The following is a 19,924-nucleotide window of genomic DNA, read 5'->3' as shown; positions in this document are numbered from 1 at the left end:
GCAGATCTACGCAGATTAAAATTTAAAAAATCTGCTAAATCTGCTTAAATCTTTTTTTAAATCTGCGTGAAAATTTACTCTCGCAGATTTTATTTTAATCTTTTTAATCTGTGAAATCTGTGCCTAACTATTTTTTCAATACAAAAAGCACTTTTTCTTTTATTTCCGCTTGTGGAATTGTGACTTGCTTTGCTCCGCTGATGTTGGCTTTTTTCGTTATATTTCCTGTTGAAGCATTGATTGCAAATACTTCAAATGTTCCTTTTTCATTTAATAAATCGATTGTGATATCTTGATCGTTTTTCAAATAAAAAAGATAGCTTTTTCCTTTGTTTTCCAGTTTCCAGATATTATCTGAAAACGTATTTCCATCAACTAATTTCATTTCGCTTAAAGCGGCATAAAATTCAGAAAGTTCGATTTTTGGAATGTTGGACATTGAAGCTCCCGCCATTAAAGCCGGCCATCCAAATCTTGAAGAACCATCTGTTGAATATAAAATGACCTTCTCAGGATATTTTTCTCGGTATTCACGAACGGCACGATAAACTTGATTATCTGTTTCTTTTCCGGTTTTTAGTTTTCTGGCGTGCTGTCTTGGCGCTAAATTTACGCCTCCTTGCGGAGCGTATGCTGAACCATCTTCTTTGTAATACCAATAACGAATATCGATTATATCAACGGTTTTTACTCTTTTGGCATCATTTAAAATAGCATCCTGAACATCTTTGGTGGCACTTAAACCAATTAATCCTTTTTTGCCTGTTTCGTCTTTCCATTTTTGAGCTTGGTCTAACCAAAATTCCATAAAATGTAACGGACCTGTATACTCGGCGCTTGTTAACTGAATTACGTTGCTGTTTTCCTGAAAGTTTTCGAACGATTTTCTGATAAAACCTTCGTGCAATTTTCTTCTTTGAACATTGGTAATATCGTAAAACTGCTCTGCCATGAAAATACGTTTGTCTCCTGCGTAAGGCGGTGGTTCAGGAAATCCTGTACTATTGATATTGTTTGCTGAACGCCAAGGTGAACTTGCCCAATGCGCTCCAGCTTCTAAAATATTATGCTGAAAATATTGCTGATTGATTAATAATTGTCCGTTTGGTTCTGCAAGCGTCGCAAACTGCGCTAAACGGCTCCAATACCAATCGTTGAATTTTGTTAAATCGTATTTGCTCAAATGATCCCAAGCGAAATCTTTTCCGCTTCTCGCGAAAGGTTGTTCGTAAAACGGAGGCCAAACATCATCATCAATTCGACGTACGCGTTCGTGATCATCCATTCTTCTGTCGTACCACAAACCATAATTATGTTCTAAGGAAACAATATTATTTTTAGTTAAATAATCAACTGTTTCCTGAATTTTATCCGTCAATCCGTTTCCTGTTCTTCCAGGTACAAAACGAGTAATGTGTGGTGTTGATTTGTTTACGAAATCGTCCGTTAAATCGCCTCTCCACCATGCAACGTTGGTTTGTTTTCCTGCAATAACTTTTCCTTCAAAAGTTAACCAGCCGTTTTGAGTTGTTACTTTTGAATCTGATTTTTCTGTTTTATTTGAAGCAACTTTTAAATCGTTTGCATTTTTTAAGCCTTTATTATTTGTACTTATCGGATTTGCTTTTGAAGCTTCTGCAATCAATTCTTGTAAACTTTTTGCCGTTGTTGCTGAATTTTTAGTCAATTCTGCAGCAACTTCTACACTCGGACTTGAAGAAGCTTCTGAACCTAAATCATAGATAAAAGGCTGAATTGGAAGTTTTCCTAATCTGGCTTCTAGTTGTGTGTAGAATAAACTTCTTGGACTGATATGTTCGTTTACGTTTTTCCAATGTCCGTTTCCTCCAAATTGTCCCCAAACTCCAAAAGCCCAGTTTTGTGCTGTTGGCGGACTATAACATTCTACTTTTGATGCCGATGATTCCCAGATTACAGAATTAGCTGTTGTCCATCCTGCTCCTCTTCCGCCTTGTTCTCTGTTATTATAACTTAATGCTTTTCCGTCGATATTGGCAATGTCAAATAAAACTCCTGTTGCCCAGCTTCCGATTGCGCCACTGTTTTCGAATGGTAAATGTGATTCGCATTGTACGAACGCATTTGGACCTGTTGTTCCGAATCCGCCTACAGCAAAATCATGATATCCCAATTCGGAGTAACAACGCTGGAATAAAGTCTGCTGCCCTTCGGTATAAAAGGTATGTCTTCTAAATGAAGCGATTTCTGAAATTGGTTCTGTTGCAATACAATCTTCAACTGTAATTTGCTGACTTGTTTTTAAAATCGTAACCGCGCCGCCTGCAAAATGCTTGAAATTAACTTGTTTTACCCAAGCATTTCTGGTATTTTCGATGCTGATGGCCTGCCATCTATGCTCTTCGTCTTTTAAATTTGAAGGATTGTAGGTTGATTTTAGTAAGACATTCTCAATTCCGTTATTTTCAGTTCTTCCTTGCCATGAATAAACGGTTACTTTTGAAGTTCCGAAAACATCATCCAAAGACATTGTGATTGGAGCGTTTACCGTTACTTCGTTTCCGTTAATTTTGGTAACGACACGATTCCAAGTTGTAATCCAATCGCCTTTTTTCCATCCAATCCAAGAAGTTTCTCCGCCGAAATCCTGCATGTTTACTTCTTTAATGAAATTATCCGTTAAAGGTTTACTGATTTCGATTTCGTCTCCAACTTTTAATTTTGAAGTGTTTTTTAATTGGATTTTTTGCATTCCAAGTGGCGTATAAGCGTTTGCAAATTCGAATGAATCTTTATACACTTTATCGTTTATACCTAAAATTCTAATTAAAGCTTCTCTTTCTAATCCGGTTCCTAAAAGTACGGTTCCGTTTTCGGAATTTCCGCTTCCTCTTAAAACTACTCCCGATTTCCTGATGTATAATGTTCCGCTGATTTTGAAAGTTCCTTTGTCTAACAAAACTGCTCCGCGAAAACCTGATTTATCTGGTTTTAATAAACTTACATAATCAATTGCGTTTTGGATTTTCTGCGTTGCATCTTCTTCTTGCTGAGAAACAAAAATTTTGTTGTCTAGATTCGGAATGGCAACTTCTGAGTTTCGATATCCTGCAAAAGAAAAATCAGGGATTTGATTTCCTTGATTATCTGTTGTAAAAGAAAGTTTTCCTTCTTTGGTTTTGATGATATCTGGGAAATTGTTTTGGGCTGTGATGTTTATACTGAAAAGCATCGCCAAACCAGACAAAACTATTTTATCTTTTTGAAGGGAGATTGTATTTTTTAACTGGGTAAAATTCACCTTATTATTTTTTTAGAAATGTTTAGAATATAGAAAATAGAGTAAAGAATATAGATTTCTTCAAAGCTAAATCATTTTTTCTAATGTCTATTTTCTATATTCTTTACTCTATTTTCTAACTCTTATTGCAACAATGATTTCAGCTTCGCCAAAGTATCCGTATTGTTTTCCGTTTTCGTCCAATCTGTTTTACTTTTTGGATCGATTCCGTTAAAATATTTCTCGATGTTGGTATAACCGTCTCCGTTTGCATCTTTATTAGCATCTGAAGCATCATTCGGATTTAAACCAAATTTCTTTTCCCAAGCATCTGGAATTCCATCATTATCTGAATCTTTGTATGCTTTTCCTTTGTAAGTCGGATATCCTCCAACTTGATCAGGATGTGTTATAATTCCTTTTTTATAAGAATCGACAGGTAATCTTCTTTTAATATATTCTTTTCCGATATTATTCTCTAAACCGTCTTTTACTTCGATTTTTCCTGTTTTAACCTGCTTGATAATTCTCTCATCAACAGCATCTCTTTTCGGAATTGTTGCTCCAACATTAGTCAAAACAAAATCATAAGCTTCTTCTGCAGACATGATATTGAATTTTGGCATTGAAAAAGGTTTTGGCTGTTTGATAGCTGCTAAAAATTCTTTTGTTTCTGCTTCTGGAAGGTTTTCCAATTGTACTCCGCCATTCCAGTTATCAGCTGTAACTTCAGGAGAACCAACAATAAAGTTTCCTGAAACATAAGCTCTTCCGTATTGTTTTGGCTCAATATAACCAGATTCAGGTTTTACAATTCTATGCGAAATAGGTTCGTTTTGTGGCGTTATTGGACCAGGTTTGAAATAGTTGTTGATGATATTTAACATCGAACGATAATCGCCACCGTCAAGCGTACGATTCCACCAATTGAATACTACGTTATTCACAAAATTAAAGTCGCCATACATTCCGATAGAAGCATTTCTAGAAATGTTGTCGGCCCATAAGTTGCGCATAAAAGTACTATTTAATCCGCCAATTGTACTTCCGAAAGCGTGATTGTACGTATCCAAACCTTCTGATGAAATAGTGTTTTGAATCGTGATATTACAAGCTGGTAATTTTTCCAGTTTTGATTTTGCATTAGCTGCAAATTGATGTCTGTATAAAGAAATATTTTCGTCTAATCCCCAGCTTACCGAACAGTGATCTACAATGATATTTCCCATTGGATTTCCTCCTAATGCATCGTCTCTTCTCGTTACTTCTGTAGCTCCACGACGGAAACGCATATGACGAATAATAACGTCATGAGTATCAATTTCTAAAGTTTCTCCGGCAATGCAAATTCCGTCACCAGGAGCAGTTTGCCCAGCAATGGTCACGTAAGGCGCACGCATGCTGATTCTTTTTTTCAATTGAATAATTCCCGAAACGTTGAAAACAATTGTTCTCGCTCCAACCGCTTCACAGGCTTCACGAAAAGTTCCTTTTCCGCTGTCTTCTAAACTCGTAACCACAAATATTTTTCCGCCACGACCACCTTGTGTGTATGCTCCACCGCCTTCAGCACCCGGGAAAGCAGGAATATCTGCCAAAACAAAATCTTTTGGATAGGATGCCCAAGGTAAATAGGGTTTTCCTTGTTTTGCTTCTTCTTTGATTATATGAAGATTAGCATTCCATATTTCGCTCAGCCTTTTTTCTTCGTCAGCTAAAATAGCATCCGCTTTTTCCTGAACAGGTTTTGGAATTACAGGATATTGCGCATATGCCGATGATACAAGTGAACAAAATGACAACGCCATAAATGTTCTCTTTAAAGTATGTTTTGGGAAAATATTTTGCATTTTTTAGTTCTTAGTGATTAGTAATTAGTCCTCAGTTTTTATTGATTAACTCTTAGAAATTAGTGATTAGTTAAAACATTCATTAATGAATTTTAAAAAGCTAATCACTATTTACTAGCAACTAATGACTAATTCTTAGCTTTCTCTCTTTGCTCAACACGTTCGTGCCAATCTTTACTTTCTTTGTTTAGATCGTAACCTTCTTTAGATAAATAATTGTTGATTCTTCCTTTATATTTACCAAACCAGCCGTGCTTTTCTTTAGATGAACCTGCGTCCATTGCGTGTTCTCTGGCTTCAACTAAAGCTTTGTAGATGTAGTCTTTTTGTTCTGCTGTTAAATTTGGAAGCATGTCGTTGTAACCAGCAACTGTTATTGGAAGCACGCCGTAAGTCATTCCATCTTTAACTTCAGTAATTTTATCTTCTGATAATTCTTTACCTAATTTTTTGATGTAAGATTTATGAAGTTTTGCAATTGATTCATCGGCTTTTGCTTTCAGTTTATCAATTTTCTCGTTTTGTTTTTCTTTTGCTAAAGAAGTATCTTCTTTCACTTTTTTAATTTCAGCGTCTCTTCCGTCCTGAATTTCGCTTAAATCTCTGAATTGCTGTGCTATTGTATTAGAAACTGCTTTTTCTTTTACTTCGTTTTTCAAATCTAATTTGGTAACGATTTTTGCAGCTCTTTCGTTAGTAACTTTTACATATTCAGGATCTAAATGTTGTTGTGCATTTAAAGTTGAAAATGCGAAAACCAGCGATAATAAGGCTACATTTATTTTATTTAGTGCCATTGTCTTTCCTTTTTTAGTTATTTCTTTTAACTCAATCATAAGGCCAAAGGCCTTTAAGCAACACCATAGGATAACATCCTATGACTCACAATTCATATAGACATAGCCCTGAAAGGGCGTAAGCCTTTATAAGCTGCACATCATTAATTGCTTTCGCCCTTTCAGGGCTTTTTTTCTTTCTTTATTGTTATACATAGGACGTTGTCCTATGTTAGTGCTTTGAGCCTTTCAGGCTATTTTCGAAAACATTCCTTTTTACTCTGAAACAAGAATGTTTTCAAAAATCATTCCTTATTTTAAATCTAATAAAGGTCTAACTAAAGTTTCTTTGTTATTAGCTAAATCTTTCCAATCTACTTTTATGGCAGGATTTACACCGTTGATGTAATCTTCAATATTAGTATATCCGTCTCCGTTTAAATCTCCTTGCGCATCAGATGGATCGTTCGGGTTTAAACCGTATTTTTTCTCCCATGCATCCGGCATTCCGTCTTTGTCTGTATCCAAATAAGGTTTTCCTTTGTATTCTGGATATCCTCCCACTTGAGAAATATCGGTAATAATTCCTTTTTTATAAGAATCCATCGGTAAACGTCTGTGTTCAAATTGATAGAATTCTTTTTTCTCCAATCCTTTTGCATATTCTGGAACTCCAGTTTTTACTGTTCTTACGATTCTTTCGTCTACTTTATCTCTAATTGGCAGCGTTGCTCCAACATTTTTCAATACAAACTCATATGCTTCGTCCGCTTTCATGAATGGACGGAACCATGGCATTGGAAAAGGTTTGTCAGTTTTCATTTTAGCGAAATACTCTTTTGCTTCATCATACGTCATCAATTCCCCTTTTTTATTTTCAAGCTGAATACCGCCGTCCCAATTGTCTTTAGTCACTTTTTCGTTTCCGTTAATAATATTTCCGTTTACGTAAGCTCTTCCAAAAACCACATAAGGTAATTTGCTTCTTCCAGATTCTGGTTTTAAAATTCTATAGCTGATTGGCTGTGTCAAATCGGTAACTGGTCCTGGTTTATAGAAGTTATTGATAATATTGTAATTAGCAGTATAATCTCCACCATCAGTAGATCTATTGTACCAGTTAAAAACTACGTTATTCACAAAATTGAAAATTCCGTTCCAACCGATTGAAGGGTTTCTTCCTGCATTATTTGCCCACATATTTCTCATGAAAGAGCAGTTTTCTCCACCCAGAGTACTTCCAAAAGCGTGATTGTAAGTATCCAAAGCTTCTCCGAATAAACTATTTTGGATTGTAATATTTACAGTTCCTACTTTTATATCTGGATATCCTGCTCCTGGATTGTACATATGTCTATAGATTGACATGTTTTCATCTAATCCCCAAGTTGCAGAAACGTGATCGATCATGATATTTCCAACAGGATTTCCTCCGATAGCATCATCTCGACGGCCTACAAAAGTTTCTCCACGACGGAAACGTACATGTCTGATAATTACATCATGCGTATCAATCCAAGTTGATTCTCCAGCGATACAAATACCATCTCCAGGAGCTGTTTGTCCTGCAATTGTAATGTAAGGCGCACGTATAATCAACGGACTTTTCAATCTGATAATTCCAGCAACATTAAACACTATTATTCTCGCTCCTCCTTGCTCGCAGGCTTCACGTAAAGTTCCTGGTCCGCGGTCTTCTAGACTTGTTACCGTATACACTTTTCCGCCTCGGCCTCCAAAAGTGTACATACCTCCACCTTCAGCACCTGGAAAAGCAGGAATTTCTGCCTGAGGTAAATCTGTTGGTCTTGCTGCCCACGGAATATAAGGTTTTCCATGTTTTGCTTCTTCTTCAATAACTACTAAAGCTTTTGTCCAAGCTTCATCAGAAAGTCTTTGAGCTTCTTCTTTAATAGCTTTTTCCTGAGCCTGAACTTCTGGACTTATCTTTGGATATTGGGCAAAACATTTTGCACTTCCTAAAAAAAGCAGAGATGATGCGATAAATAATACGGAATTTTTCATGTTAATTTGTAGTTGTGGTAATTCTTTTTAAACAAATCACCTGTATCTTTTGACGAATACAGGTGAAAAGTTTGTCATTTTATTATTGTTTGATTAATAGAATTTCCTTAATAATCAGAAATTTTCTATTGATTATTTTATTCTTGGTAATTAAAAGTTCCTTCTCCTCCAGATCCGTCTTTCCAACCAATATTTTGTGTCAACCAAGGATTTTGAGATAGAACAGTCGCTTGTAATCCCATTAAATAATAATTTGGATTAAATTTAAGTTTTACAGGCTGATTATTAACTTGGTCCATTGGAGTTGGCGGTGCAGCCAAAACAAAGTTATTTGTATAAAAAGTCGCTAAAGCTGTTAACTGTGTTTGAAAATTAGCTGAATCAGGATCTGCAGAAATAGAAGCACGAGCAGTTGCTAAAGGATCTGCAGCTGTTGTTGTAATATTCTTAAATTGAAGATAGTTTCCAGTACGCTGTGTACCATTAATTGGCGTAAGCCCTAATTTACTTACTGTACCTCCGGCTACACCAGGAAGAACATCATTATCATAAAGCATCCAGCGTTGTACATCCCAGTAACGTTTACCTTCATATGCAAGCTCTACTCTACGCTCATATAAAACGGCTTCAATAGCAGCGTATTTATCTGTTAAAGTACCAATTCCATAATTGTTTCCTGCAGGAATACCTACACGGTTTCTAATACGTCCTAAATAAGCAATAGTATTTCCAGTCTGTCCTAAAGCAGCATAACATTCTGCTATATTTAATAATAACTCTGCATATCTGTACTCATAAATATCAGTTCCAGAATATTGAAAACTACTAGTGTTAGAAGCTGTTAAATCTGTCATTTTTCTAACTAATGCAGGACTCGTTTCATTGTTATTATCACTGTAGTAGAATTTTTTATCTTTATCTTCCCAACGATAAGCCCATACAACCGGTTTAGCATTTTCCTTATAATCCCATCTTACACCAGAGAAAGCAAATGTTCTGTAGAATCTTGGGTCACGTTTAAGAAAGAAAAGAAACGGATCATAGCCATTGGCTGCAGTTGGTCTTGAACCATCAGCCATTGGAAATAAATCTATCATTTCTTTAGGAGCTTCCATAGCACCAGGTCCTCCCTGACTGATTAAACGAATCCCTCTTTCCCAAGAGTTACTCATACCAACGTTAGTTGTATTTGTTCCTAAAAGCTGTACCGTAATTGCTTCTGGACTCGGAGCATTATTGGCTGCGCCAGTAACAAACATTCTCTCCCAGTCTTTGGCATTATTCCCTACTAAAGCATGACCAGAGGCAGATAATTCAGCCTCAGCTTCAAGACCAGCTTTTAATGCTGCATCCCAGCGCTCATTAGATCCATCCCAATTTTTATTGAATAATGGGCTTGCATAAGTCAATAAAACTCTTAATTTCACAGCCATAGCTGCTCCCTTAGTTACACGTCCATATTCAGCAGGCCAGCTTTTTGGCAACAAACTTGCTGCCATATCTAAATCTTTTACAATTTGAGCTACTACTTCTGAAACTTTAGCTCTAGGAACTTTAATAGCTTCATCAATAGCACTTGGTTTTTGAACTTCTGTAATAATAGGAACACCTCCATAAACACGCATTAAGTCAAAATACTGAATAGCACGTAAATAATACATCTGTCCTTTTGCCTGATCGCGAAATGTCTTGTCTAAATTAACACCTTTAATATCGATGTCCTGAATAAAAGAATTACAATCACGAATTCTGTTATACGGTACGTTGTTTATTTTATCTTCAAGTTTACCTCCGTAATATCCTGATCCATCGGCTGCGTTTATGTAGGTAATGGTTGGATTAACAAGCGGCTGTATACCTCCTATTTCTTCAGTTAATTTAGAGTTTGCATCTGTATATGAACCAACTAAATTTTGAATAGGAGATTTAAACGCCTGAAAATAATCCAAATAAACATTGTTGATATACCAGGTAGCACGTTCCTGGCTTTCATAAAAGGTATCATCTACGGTACCGTAATTTTTCTTTTCTTCCAGGAAATTATCGCTGCATGAAGTACTAAGCACTGCTAAAAGCGCTACAGTTATATATTTATTAATTTTTAGTTTCATCTTCTTTTGTAGTTAAAATTAGAATGCAATGTTTAAAGTAACTGCCCATGTTCTAAGCGTTGGAAAATTTGCAGAAGAATTGTCGTACATATTACGATAATGATCTGGATAAGGATTGTATAAATCCCAAAGATTATTACCTGTTACTCCTACTGACCATTTTGAGATCTTAATTTTGTCTAAAAGCTCTTTTGGAAGTTCAAATCCTAATGTTATATTTCTTACTGTACAACGGAAAGTATCTAACTGCCAGAAATCAGATGCAACTGCTACAGATTCAGGAAAAGCTAAATTAGGATATTTACCATTTGGATTATCATCAGAATACATATCGTTCCAGTAACTTTCGTGAGCCCACATATTGTGCTGTGATCCTAATCCTTGTTTTACCACGTCAATGGCACGATATCCTCCCCAAGATGTTGCTATTTGTGTTTTAAAGAAAAACGATTTATATTTTGCTCCTAAATTGGTAGTAAAACCATACGATCTGTTTTTCTTAACCAATTTTACTAAATCTTCCTTATCTTGAATTTGTCCATTTGGTCCTGCTTGAGAACCGTCTTTATCATTAAACTGACCTGCTACGTCTTCAAAAGCAAGCATTCCTCGTCTCATACCTGTAATAGAGTTAACTCCCAAGTAGTTTGGCTGTCCACCAGCAGCTACTGCACGCTCTGTTAAATAAGACCAATAATTTGCCACATCCTCATCTGTTCGTAAAATTCCATCTCCTGTCGATGTACCTTTCCATGTTCTAAATCCCCAAGCCGGGTAAAACTGAGACTCTCCTACCATTGCTACATTAGCCGAAGGGTGCTGGAATGCTGCCGTAGGATATCTTTTAACCTCATTATCAGATAGTGCAAAGTTTACTCCTACGTTATAACTGAAGTTTTTAGTCAGATTATCTTTCCATCCTAAATTAAATTCAGCTCCCCAAGAATCAACTGCTCCATAATTTTCTTCAGCGAATCCTCCCCCTACAGAAATAGGAACACCAACAGCCTGAGCCATACCTGTTAACATTTCTTTTGCCTGATCATAGTAAAAATCAGATGAAAATGTTAATCTGTTTTTAAGTAAAGTTAAATCAAAACCTAAGTTGTTTTTTATTGTAGTATCCCATCCTACATTTCTGTTTGGATCAACTCTTGGTGTTATACCACTTGCTAATACTCCTCCATTACTTCCAAATTGGAATCCTTTGTCTGCTACAACATCGTAAAGTTTCATCCATCTCCAAGCCTTCACGTTATCATTTCCAGTTTTACCAATCGAATAACGTACTTTTAAGAAATCAATCCATGATACATTATCTGTAAACCATTTTTCTTTAGAAACAATCCAACCTGCCTGAAGTGAAGGGAAGAATCCCCAGTAATTTTCTGGTGCAAATTTTGTAGAAGCATCACTTCTAAAAAGAAACTGAAGCATATATTTCGATTTATAGCTATAATTTACACGTCCTAAATAAGATAAAGTTCCTGATTCACCTTTTAGAGCTGTTGAATTAGATGTAGATAATGTTCCTGCTGTTTGATAAGAGCCTGCATAATCTTTACCTGTGTTTTCGTAAGCTAAACGTGTACTGTTGTATTCTGATTCTGAACGCTCAACAGAAAACATTGCTCCAACCTCATGGTTATCAAAAGTTCTGTTATAATCTGCAAAAAAGTTGGCTTGGACAGCTTTAGAATTAAAACTATCATAATACACTCTTGAATTACGAACGTTAGTTTCAATCTGATAGTAGTTATTAGTTGAACTAACAATCGTATTTGGCTGCGCCGCACTGGCTAAGTGGCGATCCTGAAGCTGATATCCAATTATTCTTGCTAAATCGTAAGGTAATTGAATTTGTTCTGTAGTTTCGTTACTCTGAGTTCTAGAATAAGTACCTTTTAAAGATAATCCTTTAATAAATGGAACTTTATAGTTTAACGACATATTTACATTATATGAAAAATCGCTTGAAACTTGTTTTGATCCATTATTTACAGTCGCAAAATAATTCCACCCTGCTATATTACTATTAATATTTGCACTTCCTAAAGTTCCAGTTGTACGTGGAAAAGGAGACATATAATATTGCTGTCCATTTACAGTTGTCTCCCAAGGCACATATTTAGGCATATGAAGTAAAAAACCATAATCAGCCTGCTCGCCGCCAGCATAAGTTGCATAACTACCATCACTGATATTTGCTGATGCTTTAGTAAATGATTTTTCAATATCTCCAGAGTTTCCAGAAACAGCTGCAGAAAAATCTAATGAACTGCTGATTTTTGCCGTCATACCAGTACGGAAATTCCACTTATTATAATCTTGCTTACCTAAATTTGCACCTTGTGTAAAGTAATTAATACCCGCAAAATAAGTAGCTTTTTCAGTTCCTCCATTAACAGTTAAAGTGTGTTTTTGCTGGATTGCAGGTTTCCAAGCTTCTTTTAACCAATCATAATCAAGACTTTTCATTTCCTCTAACTCAGTTTGAGAGAATAAATTTTGAGGTAAATTAGTGTCAGGCTTTGCTCCAAAAAAACGATTTGAAAAAACACCATACTCATAAGCACTCATCGTTTTACTGTGACTGATAGCATCATTTACTGCAAATTGACTAAAGTATGAAAATGAAGTTACTCCAGATTTACCTCTTTTAGTTTTCACGACAATTGCTCCTTGTGATGCACGAGAACCATATATAGCTGCAGAAGCATCTTTAAGTATTGTAATGCTTTCTATCTCAGAAGGATCTAATCTATTGAATGTCTCTAAAGAAGCCAGACCTGTTATAGGATCGACCTGTATCATATCATCGATTACTACTAATGGAACTTTATTTCCACCATCTTTTGCAAAACTATAACTCTGACGAATTGAAAGCGATGCCTCACTTCCTGGACGGTTAGAACCACCAGAAACATCCAAACCAGCAACCTGTCCTCTTAAAGATTCAGATAAATTAGAAACAGGAAGATCCTGAATCTCTGCTGGATTAATTGTAACAATAGCTCCGGTAAGTTTCTCTTTTTTCTGAGTACCGTATCCAACAACTACAATATTTTGTAATTCATTAGCGTCTTCTGTTAATTTTACATTTACTGTAGTACGTGTTCCAACTGGTACCTCTTGTTTTCTCATTCCGATGAAAGAGAATACCAAAGTTGCATTTGGTTTTACTTTAATTTGAAATTGACCATTAAAATCAGTCGTCACTGCATTCTTTGTAGATTTTTCAGTTACGTTCACTCCCGGAAGCAGGCCTGATACATTATCAGTAACAGTTCCTGTTACTGTAACTAGATTTGAGTTTTGAGCATAACTCAGCACACTCATCAGTGTAAACAAAAGAAAACTACATCTCTTTAAAAGTGCTTGTTTCATAAATGCTTTTTGTTTGGTTAGTTTATTATTGTTAGTTAGTCATGTTTTAAATGTATCTCAAATAATTCTTAAGATTTCAGAGAAACGAAATCGTTGTAATTAAATGTTAAAAATACATTTATTTTTTATAATCCAAAAATATAACGATGATACATTACAACCGTCCTGCACTATCCTGTATCAATGGCATTATCTAAAAAAAAACTACTCAAAAAAACAATATTAATAAAAAATAGAAAGAATATGTGAGCTAAACAGAAAAATAGAAAGAAATGTTTGAGTATAATCAAATAGAAGATCGGGTTTTTAATTAAAAACCGAAGAATACGCATTAAAAACAAAATTTACTTGTTTTTAATGCAAATAACCTGAGTTACAAACTGTTTTTGAGCAGGTTAACTCGGCTTTAAATTTGCAAAAAAAGCTTACAGTTTTAAGGTGAAATTTATAATTAAAAGTAAAAAACTTACAATAATAAGATAGCAGGATAAAAAAACAATTCTTAAATATTTCCTAAAAAAAGTTTTTTTTTAAACGTAATTTCTGACCAATATTTTTTTTTAAAACCCTTTTGTTATTGGCTTTGCCGACTAATTGATCTGTTTTTTTCTTCTAATGCAATAAAAGTTAGTTCCTGTGATAAAATTAAGAACCGGAATATTTAAATTTTAGAATTATTTATTAGGATTCCATCCGTTTAAAACCAAATCCCGATTGTATTTTTTAATATCCGCTTTTTTTAACTGATATGACCAAGGCACTCTTTGAGACAAATCTTTTGCACTTAAGCCTTTACTGCTAAATTCTGCATAATAGGCCGTTTTGTCTTTATCAGGAAATCTAGTATCAATCCAGGCATTCCATCCTTCAGGAATGATATGTGAACCTAAATCTGTATTGATAAAAACAGTTTGTGCATAAGGTCTCCATGGTCTTCCAAGAAATACTTTATCAACCGATTTGTCTTTTGCAGTAAGCTTACAATCAACAAAAACAAAACCATAAGTCTGTCCTTGCGGAGTTGAAGCTGCCGTGATATACGAGTTCGTTAAACTTTCGATAGTACATTTATAAAAATAAGCCGTAGCAGCACCGAAAATAAAATCGGTTGTTCCGTTTATAAAGCAGTTTTCAAAATACGTACGAGTATTTCCTTCTGATAAATAAAGTGTGTCTTGATTACCAAGAAGATTGCAATTCTTTACCGCAACTCTATCACTTTTAATATGAAGTGCCACCGCCTGCCCTACTCTTCCAGCTGTATTTTCGACAGTAAGATTTTCCAGCGTACAATCGTTTCCTTTAATTAAAAAAGAATAAGAAGTCCCAGTTCCAAATTCTTTTTTACCTGATGGATCTGCTTCTCGAAGTGGTTTTCCTGAATAATCATCAAATGAAATTATCGTTTTATTTCGGTCTATACCTTTTAAAGTAATGAATGGTTTAGAAACTGGAATTTCTAATTTCTCAACATACTTTCCTGGTTTTATAGTGATTACAACACGTTTCTCTGAATTATCTTTTACATTATTTACCGCTTCCTGAATGGTTTTAAAATCTCCAGAACCGTCTTGGGCAACAGTTAATGCTACTTTATTATCGAGCGTTTGTGCTGATAGTGAAAGTGTTGATACTAAAAATAAGGCTAGGATGTATTTCATATGTTTTTCAATTTACTTATTCATCTTGTTTTGTCATCTTGACTAAGGAAAGATCATACTAGAAACTCCCCATTGAATGTATCCAATCTTTGTCGATTCCCGAGTGTGATTCCTCGTTCCTCGGAATGACAAACTGTACGCTTAATATCTTTGACAAAATTTAAAAATCCGTTTTTAATCCGCGTCCAAAACTTAATGCGACATCCAAACCGTCATTTCTCCTTTTCCTTTATTTCCCCACGCAAAATACGGAATCAATTTTACAGTTAATAATTTTCCATCTTTTACCGAAATAGGTTTGTAAAGCGTTTTATTCCAAGAATTATCTGTTGTAACTATAGAATTAGCTTCAATCGTTATAAATTTTCTGTTTTTCAATTCTGTAAAATCAGTTTTAAAATCAGAATTCAAATTTAAGATTACATCGTTTACACTAATGTTTGCAGGAAGCTGATCTGATTCTAAACAATACACTAGAGGCCCTCTTTTTACAGCAACCTGATTTTTAATTTCTTCTACAAGCGGATTCGCTTCCATCAATTCAACCGGCATTGGAAGATTCAATTCAATTACATCTCCCTTTTTCCACTTTTGGTTTAATTGCAAATAAGTTCCAGAAACGATTTTATCAGTAATCTTTGCATTATTTACCGAAACTTCCGCATTCTGACTCCAGCCGGGAATTCTTAAAAAGAAATTTTGTAAATCTTTTGGGGCTTTTACAATTTTCAACGTTATTTTTCCGTCCCACGGATAATTCGTTTGCTGTTCAATTTCTATTTCTTCTCCATTTAAAGATTTTGTTTTCAATTGATTACTTCCGTATAAATTTACATACAAACCTTCTTTCGAGATATTATAAGCATAATTTCCAACCTCGGCAACAGTTCTAGTTACGTTTGGCGCACAGCAATTTGATAAAGCAATATACCCTTCACGCTCATTTCCCCAACGCTGATGAAACGGTAAATCATTTGAAACATTCAGCGGATTATTATACAAGAATTTTTCGCCTTCTAAATCCATTCCTGAAAGTACACTGTTATAAAGAGCTAATTCTACAATATCAGCATATTTCGCGTCTCCCGTAATTTGAAGCATTCTCCAGTTCCATAACACATTTCCAATATTGGCGCAGGTTTCAGTATGAGCCGTTGCATTTGGCAATTGAAAAGGTCTTCCGTAAGCTTGGTGGATTTTCTGCACTACAGTTGGATCATAAGAAGTTCCATCTGGCGAAACTCCATCATACAAAGAACCACAACCACCTGTAATGTACATTTTACGATACGTTACATCATCCCAAATGGATTCTAGATTATATAGTAATTTCTTTTCTCCCGTTTCAGCATACAAATCGGCAACTCCTGCGTACAAGTAATTCGCTCTTACAGCGTGCCCCATTGCAGTTGTCTGCTGTCTAAACGGAACTCTGTCCTGATTATCATCGGTTCCGTCATTTGTAGTTCCGCGAATATCGATTAGATTATTAGCTAATTCCAGATATTTCGGATTTTTAGTCGTTCTGTACATTTCGACAATTCCCATATAATGAGACGGACAAATCGCATTTCGGGCTAATTCTGGTGAAGCTTTTTTGTAAAAATCATACAAGAAATCGGCAACACCTTTTGCGATATTAAGGAAATTAGTTTTTCCTGTGGCACGATAATGGATGCAGGCCGCAGTCATTAAATGTCCCATATTGTATTTCTCAAAACCCAATTGTTTCTTTACTTCTTCTGGGCCTAAAGTTCCCCAGCGTTCGTCGATTAAAACGGGCGTGTGAATATAACCGTCTTTACGCTGTACTTTCGCGAAAAGCGCAATGGCTTTATCCATTTCGGCATCCAGTTTTTTATCTTTTGTAACGGCATAAGTTGCAGCCATTCCTTCAAAAATCTTGTAGAAATCACCATCATGAAACGAAGGTCCTTTGAAAGTTCCTTTGCTTAAACCTGCGGCAATTTCGAAGTTTTTATAAGCATGTGAAATTTCATCGTTATGATACAAATCCCACATATAAGGCAAAGTATTTTTGGTTTCTACATCAAATTGTTCTTTCCAAAAACCGTTTGTCCATTTTACATCTTGCAGGCCTACGCTCTGCAATTTAGAATACGGACTTTCTGAATTCGCAACCAAACCTTTGTTCTGTGCAAAGATTACAGTTGAAAGAAATAAAGAGGATATGATGATGTTCTTTTTCATTTTGAATTTATTTTTTTGTTTGCCACGAATTACACTAATTTCCACGAATTATTTTTTTGCCACAGATTAAAAGGATTAGCACAGATTATTTAGTATAAAATCATTTTAATTCTTTTAATCTGTGGCAAGAAAAAGAAAAAATTAGTGCAATTCGTGTAATTCGTGGCAAACTCATTTTTTATTTTACAAAGAAATTAATAGTTCTGCTCATTGAATCTCCGTCTGCATCTTTTACGGTTAGAACGAAAGAAGCGAATCCTTTTTCAACTGTTGTAAACTGAATTTCTTTTCCTTTTAAAACCACTTTTCCATTTTTAAGATCAGAGAAAGTATAAACTGGTTTGTTTTCATAACCTTTGAAATAATCTGCAGCACTTAAAGTCTTTTTATCTTTTAGATTGATAAAATAATGAGGCTGCGCTAACCAGTCTAAATAATTATCTAACTGTGTAAATCCATCTTTGTCAGTATCTTGATTTGCATCTGAGAAATCTCCAGCTGGTGAATTTTCGTTTAAACCAAAGGCTTTTTCCCACCAGTTTGGTAATCCGTCATGATCTGTATCCCAATCTGCTGGACGAGTTTCTGAAACAAAATTTGGCCATCCACCCGCATCTTGTTCGTTATCGATCATTCCGCCTAAACCGCTTTTACTACCTTTATAAGTAAAAGTTCCTTTTAAAGTTTCATCAATAATTCGGTTATCGTGTTTATCAAAAAACGGCTGGTTTGCTCCAACATCAGAAAGCACATCCTTATACGCTGCTTTAGCTGATTGCGTTTTTACATATGAAGGAAAAAATGGTTGATCAACAAAAGTTTCATATTCTACGATCTCTTTATTTGTTGTAGTAAATTTTCTTCCTTTCTCCTGAGATTTTTCATCAAAATAACCCGGCATAACATTTCCGTCAAAATAATAACGCTGCATACCTTTTCCAACGCCTTCATGCTGTGCATTCAGCGCCACAAAAATTGCTGTTGAAGCTCCTGGTTTATAATAATTGTTTACAAAATTTACCTCGTTTGCACCGCCGTCAGTTGCTCTTTTTCCCCAATTGTACACCACATTATTTGTAATATCCAATCTTCCAGTGTAGAATCCGTCACCGCTTAAACCACCGCCAATACTCCAGTTACGTCCGTAATTGTGAGCCAATAAGTTATGATGAAAACTTCCGATATCGCCGCCAATTGTCGCTGCATAACCGTGCATTTTTCCAGCTTCGTATTTTCCGTGTCCCGCAACATTTAACGCTTCTGAAATTAAAGTTCGCTGTAACGTAATGTGATGCGCTCCACGTGAACTAAACGACTCATCAATTGTCCAGCTTATCGAGCAGTGATCGATAATACTATAATCTGCACCCGTTAATCCCATTCCGTCAAATGTTCTGCCTCCTCCAATACGAACTTTTAGAAATCTCATTACACCATCATTTCCAGTTAATCCAATTGGAGCTCTGCTAATCGTAATTCCGTCACCCGGAGCAGTTTGTCCTGCAATAGTGATGTAGGGTTGATTTGCCACTAATCTAGAAGCCAGTTTTATATTACCCGAAACAGTAAAAACAATCGTTCTTGGTCCAATTTCCTGATTAATCGCATCGCGTAAACTTCCTGGTCCGTCGTCATTTAAATTCGTTACTTCAATTACTTTTCCGCCACGTCCACCAACCGCATAACGTCCGTAACCTTCTGCTCCCGGAAATGCTAATTGTGCTGGTTTAAAAGACCATACATTTCCTTGAGTAACTTCACCTTTATTATCCAATTCATCTACTCTCCAATAATAAGTTGTACCGCTGTATAAATCTGAAACTGTAAAATTTTTATCAATCAGTTTTCCTTTGAATTCTTTTGAAGATTCTGTTGCCTTTTCTACAGCATTTTTGTCTTCACCAAAATACAAATTATGCGCTGCAACACTATTTGGAGCATCCCATTTTAAAATTAAACTTTTAGTTACTTCAACATGTTCATCTCTATTTTTTGGTTCTGGAGTACGCGCCTGATTCATCAAGTTTGGCGTATCAACTTCAAAACCATTAATCACAATTTGCTTAACAACATCTGGATTAGAAGTCGGATCAATTTCAAAACGAACTATTACGTCTTTTCCTTTTTCAGCATTAAAAGTGATATACGCCATTGCTGCATCTACTTTTGCATTCGCTCTCTGACTCGCATTTACCGTTTCCTGAAGTTTTCCGTTAACGAAGATTTTGATTGGGGAAAAAGTTTTTCCAGTAATGACATCAAAAGCATTATGAAAAGTTAAAAGTGTATGTTTTCCCGCTTTCAATCCGCTGATTTTCAATTCTAAATTTTCAGCCGTAACCAAACCGTCACTTCCCAATTTGTTATAATGTGGAGCACTCATCCCAACTTTATACCATTTTGAAGTAAAGTTTCCTTTTAATTTAAATAACACATTATTAAATGATTTTTCAGCTTCTTTTCCTTCGTTAATTACCCATGAATCATAACTAGGATCATGAACTTCTTCAAGTCTTCTTTGAAAAAAATCAAAGTCAACCTTTACAATTTGTTTATCAGTATTTTGAACTGATTGTGCTTGTCCATTTGCTGTCAAAAGCATTGCCAGCGCAAAAGAACACACTAATCTCTTTACCATTTTTGT

The 19,924-nt window shown here is 35.4% G+C and carries 9 protein-coding genes; all 9 read right to left on the bottom strand.

What is annotated here, in order from left to right; translation table 11 throughout:
* Positions 1-127: 127 nt before the first annotated feature.
* The 9 genes from L1276_RS17410 to L1276_RS17370 all read right to left on the bottom strand — a co-directional run bounded on the left by L1276_RS17410 (position 128) and on the right by L1276_RS17370 (position 19,918).
* Complete coding sequence (locus tag L1276_RS17410; protein ID WP_253789996.1) at positions 128-3,280, bottom strand: DUF6298 domain-containing protein; 3,153 nt, start codon at positions 3,278-3,280, stop codon at positions 128-130.
* Positions 3,281-3,402: 122 nt separating this feature from the next.
* Entirely contained in the window at positions 3,403-5,109 is a 1,707-nt protein-coding gene (locus L1276_RS17405) for a polysaccharide lyase (RefSeq protein WP_253789995.1), read from the bottom strand.
* Between the two features lie 128 nt (positions 5,110-5,237).
* The gene (locus L1276_RS17400) at positions 5,238-5,906 is read right to left on the bottom strand and encodes a DUF3826 domain-containing protein (protein WP_253789994.1); all 669 of its coding nucleotides are present in this window, start codon (positions 5,904-5,906) and stop codon (positions 5,238-5,240) included.
* Positions 5,907-6,197: 291 nt separating this feature from the next.
* Positions 6,198-7,910 carry a polysaccharide lyase gene (locus L1276_RS17395; protein WP_253789993.1) on the bottom strand — a complete coding sequence of 571 codons (1,713 nt, stop codon included), beginning with the start codon at positions 7,908-7,910 and terminating at the stop codon, positions 6,198-6,200.
* 137 nt (positions 7,911-8,047) lie between these two features.
* A complete protein-coding gene (locus L1276_RS17390) occupies positions 8,048-10,021 on the bottom strand; it encodes a RagB/SusD family nutrient uptake outer membrane protein (RefSeq protein WP_253789992.1) in 1,974 nt (657 codons plus the stop codon).
* Positions 10,022-10,039: 18 nt separating this feature from the next.
* Entirely contained in the window at positions 10,040-13,408 is a 3,369-nt protein-coding gene (locus L1276_RS17385; RefSeq protein ID WP_253789991.1) for a SusC/RagA family TonB-linked outer membrane protein, read from the bottom strand.
* 674 nt (positions 13,409-14,082) lie between these two features.
* Positions 14,083-15,069, bottom strand: coding sequence for a pectinesterase family protein (locus L1276_RS17380; RefSeq protein WP_253789989.1), 987 nt, complete (start codon positions 15,067-15,069; stop codon positions 14,083-14,085).
* Positions 15,070-15,261: 192 nt separating this feature from the next.
* Positions 15,262-17,280: a glycoside hydrolase family 127 protein gene (locus L1276_RS17375; protein ID WP_253789987.1), complete on the bottom strand. Its 2,019-nt coding sequence runs from the start codon at positions 17,278-17,280 to the stop codon at positions 15,262-15,264.
* Positions 17,281-17,458: 178 nt separating this feature from the next.
* The gene (locus L1276_RS17370; RefSeq protein ID WP_253789984.1) at positions 17,459-19,918 is read right to left on the bottom strand and encodes a polysaccharide lyase family 1 protein; all 2,460 of its coding nucleotides are present in this window, start codon (positions 19,916-19,918) and stop codon (positions 17,459-17,461) included.
* Positions 19,919-19,924: the final 6 nt, after the last annotated feature.

This window comes from Flavobacterium sp. HSC-32F16 (genome assembly GCF_024171645.1).
Classification (GTDB): domain Bacteria; phylum Bacteroidota; class Bacteroidia; order Flavobacteriales; family Flavobacteriaceae; genus Flavobacterium.
This window is presented reverse-complemented; position numbering and strand designations above follow the sequence as displayed.

Bases quoted from the DNA above. Each gene is read 5' to 3' on its own strand.
- L1276_RS17385 (WP_253789991.1), bottom strand. From the start codon at position 13,408: ATGAAACAAGCACTTTTAAAGAGATGTAGTTTTCTTTTGTTTACACTG.
- L1276_RS17390 (WP_253789992.1), bottom strand. From the start codon at position 10,021: ATGAAACTAAAAATTAATAAATATATAACTGTAGCGCTTTTAGCAGTG.
- L1276_RS17375 (WP_253789987.1), bottom strand. From the start codon at position 17,280: ATGAAAAAGAACATCATCATATCCTCTTTATTTCTTTCAACTGTAATC.
- L1276_RS17400 (WP_253789994.1), bottom strand. From the start codon at position 5,906: ATGGCACTAAATAAAATAAATGTAGCCTTATTATCGCTGGTTTTCGCA.
- L1276_RS17395 (WP_253789993.1), bottom strand. From the start codon at position 7,910: ATGAAAAATTCCGTATTATTTATCGCATCATCTCTGCTTTTTTTAGGA.
- L1276_RS17405 (WP_253789995.1), bottom strand. From the start codon at position 5,109: ATGCAAAATATTTTCCCAAAACATACTTTAAAGAGAACATTTATGGCG.
- L1276_RS17370 (WP_253789984.1), bottom strand. From the start codon at position 19,918: ATGGTAAAGAGATTAGTGTGTTCTTTTGCGCTGGCAATGCTTTTGACA.
- L1276_RS17380 (WP_253789989.1), bottom strand. From the start codon at position 15,069: ATGAAATACATCCTAGCCTTATTTTTAGTATCAACACTTTCACTATCA.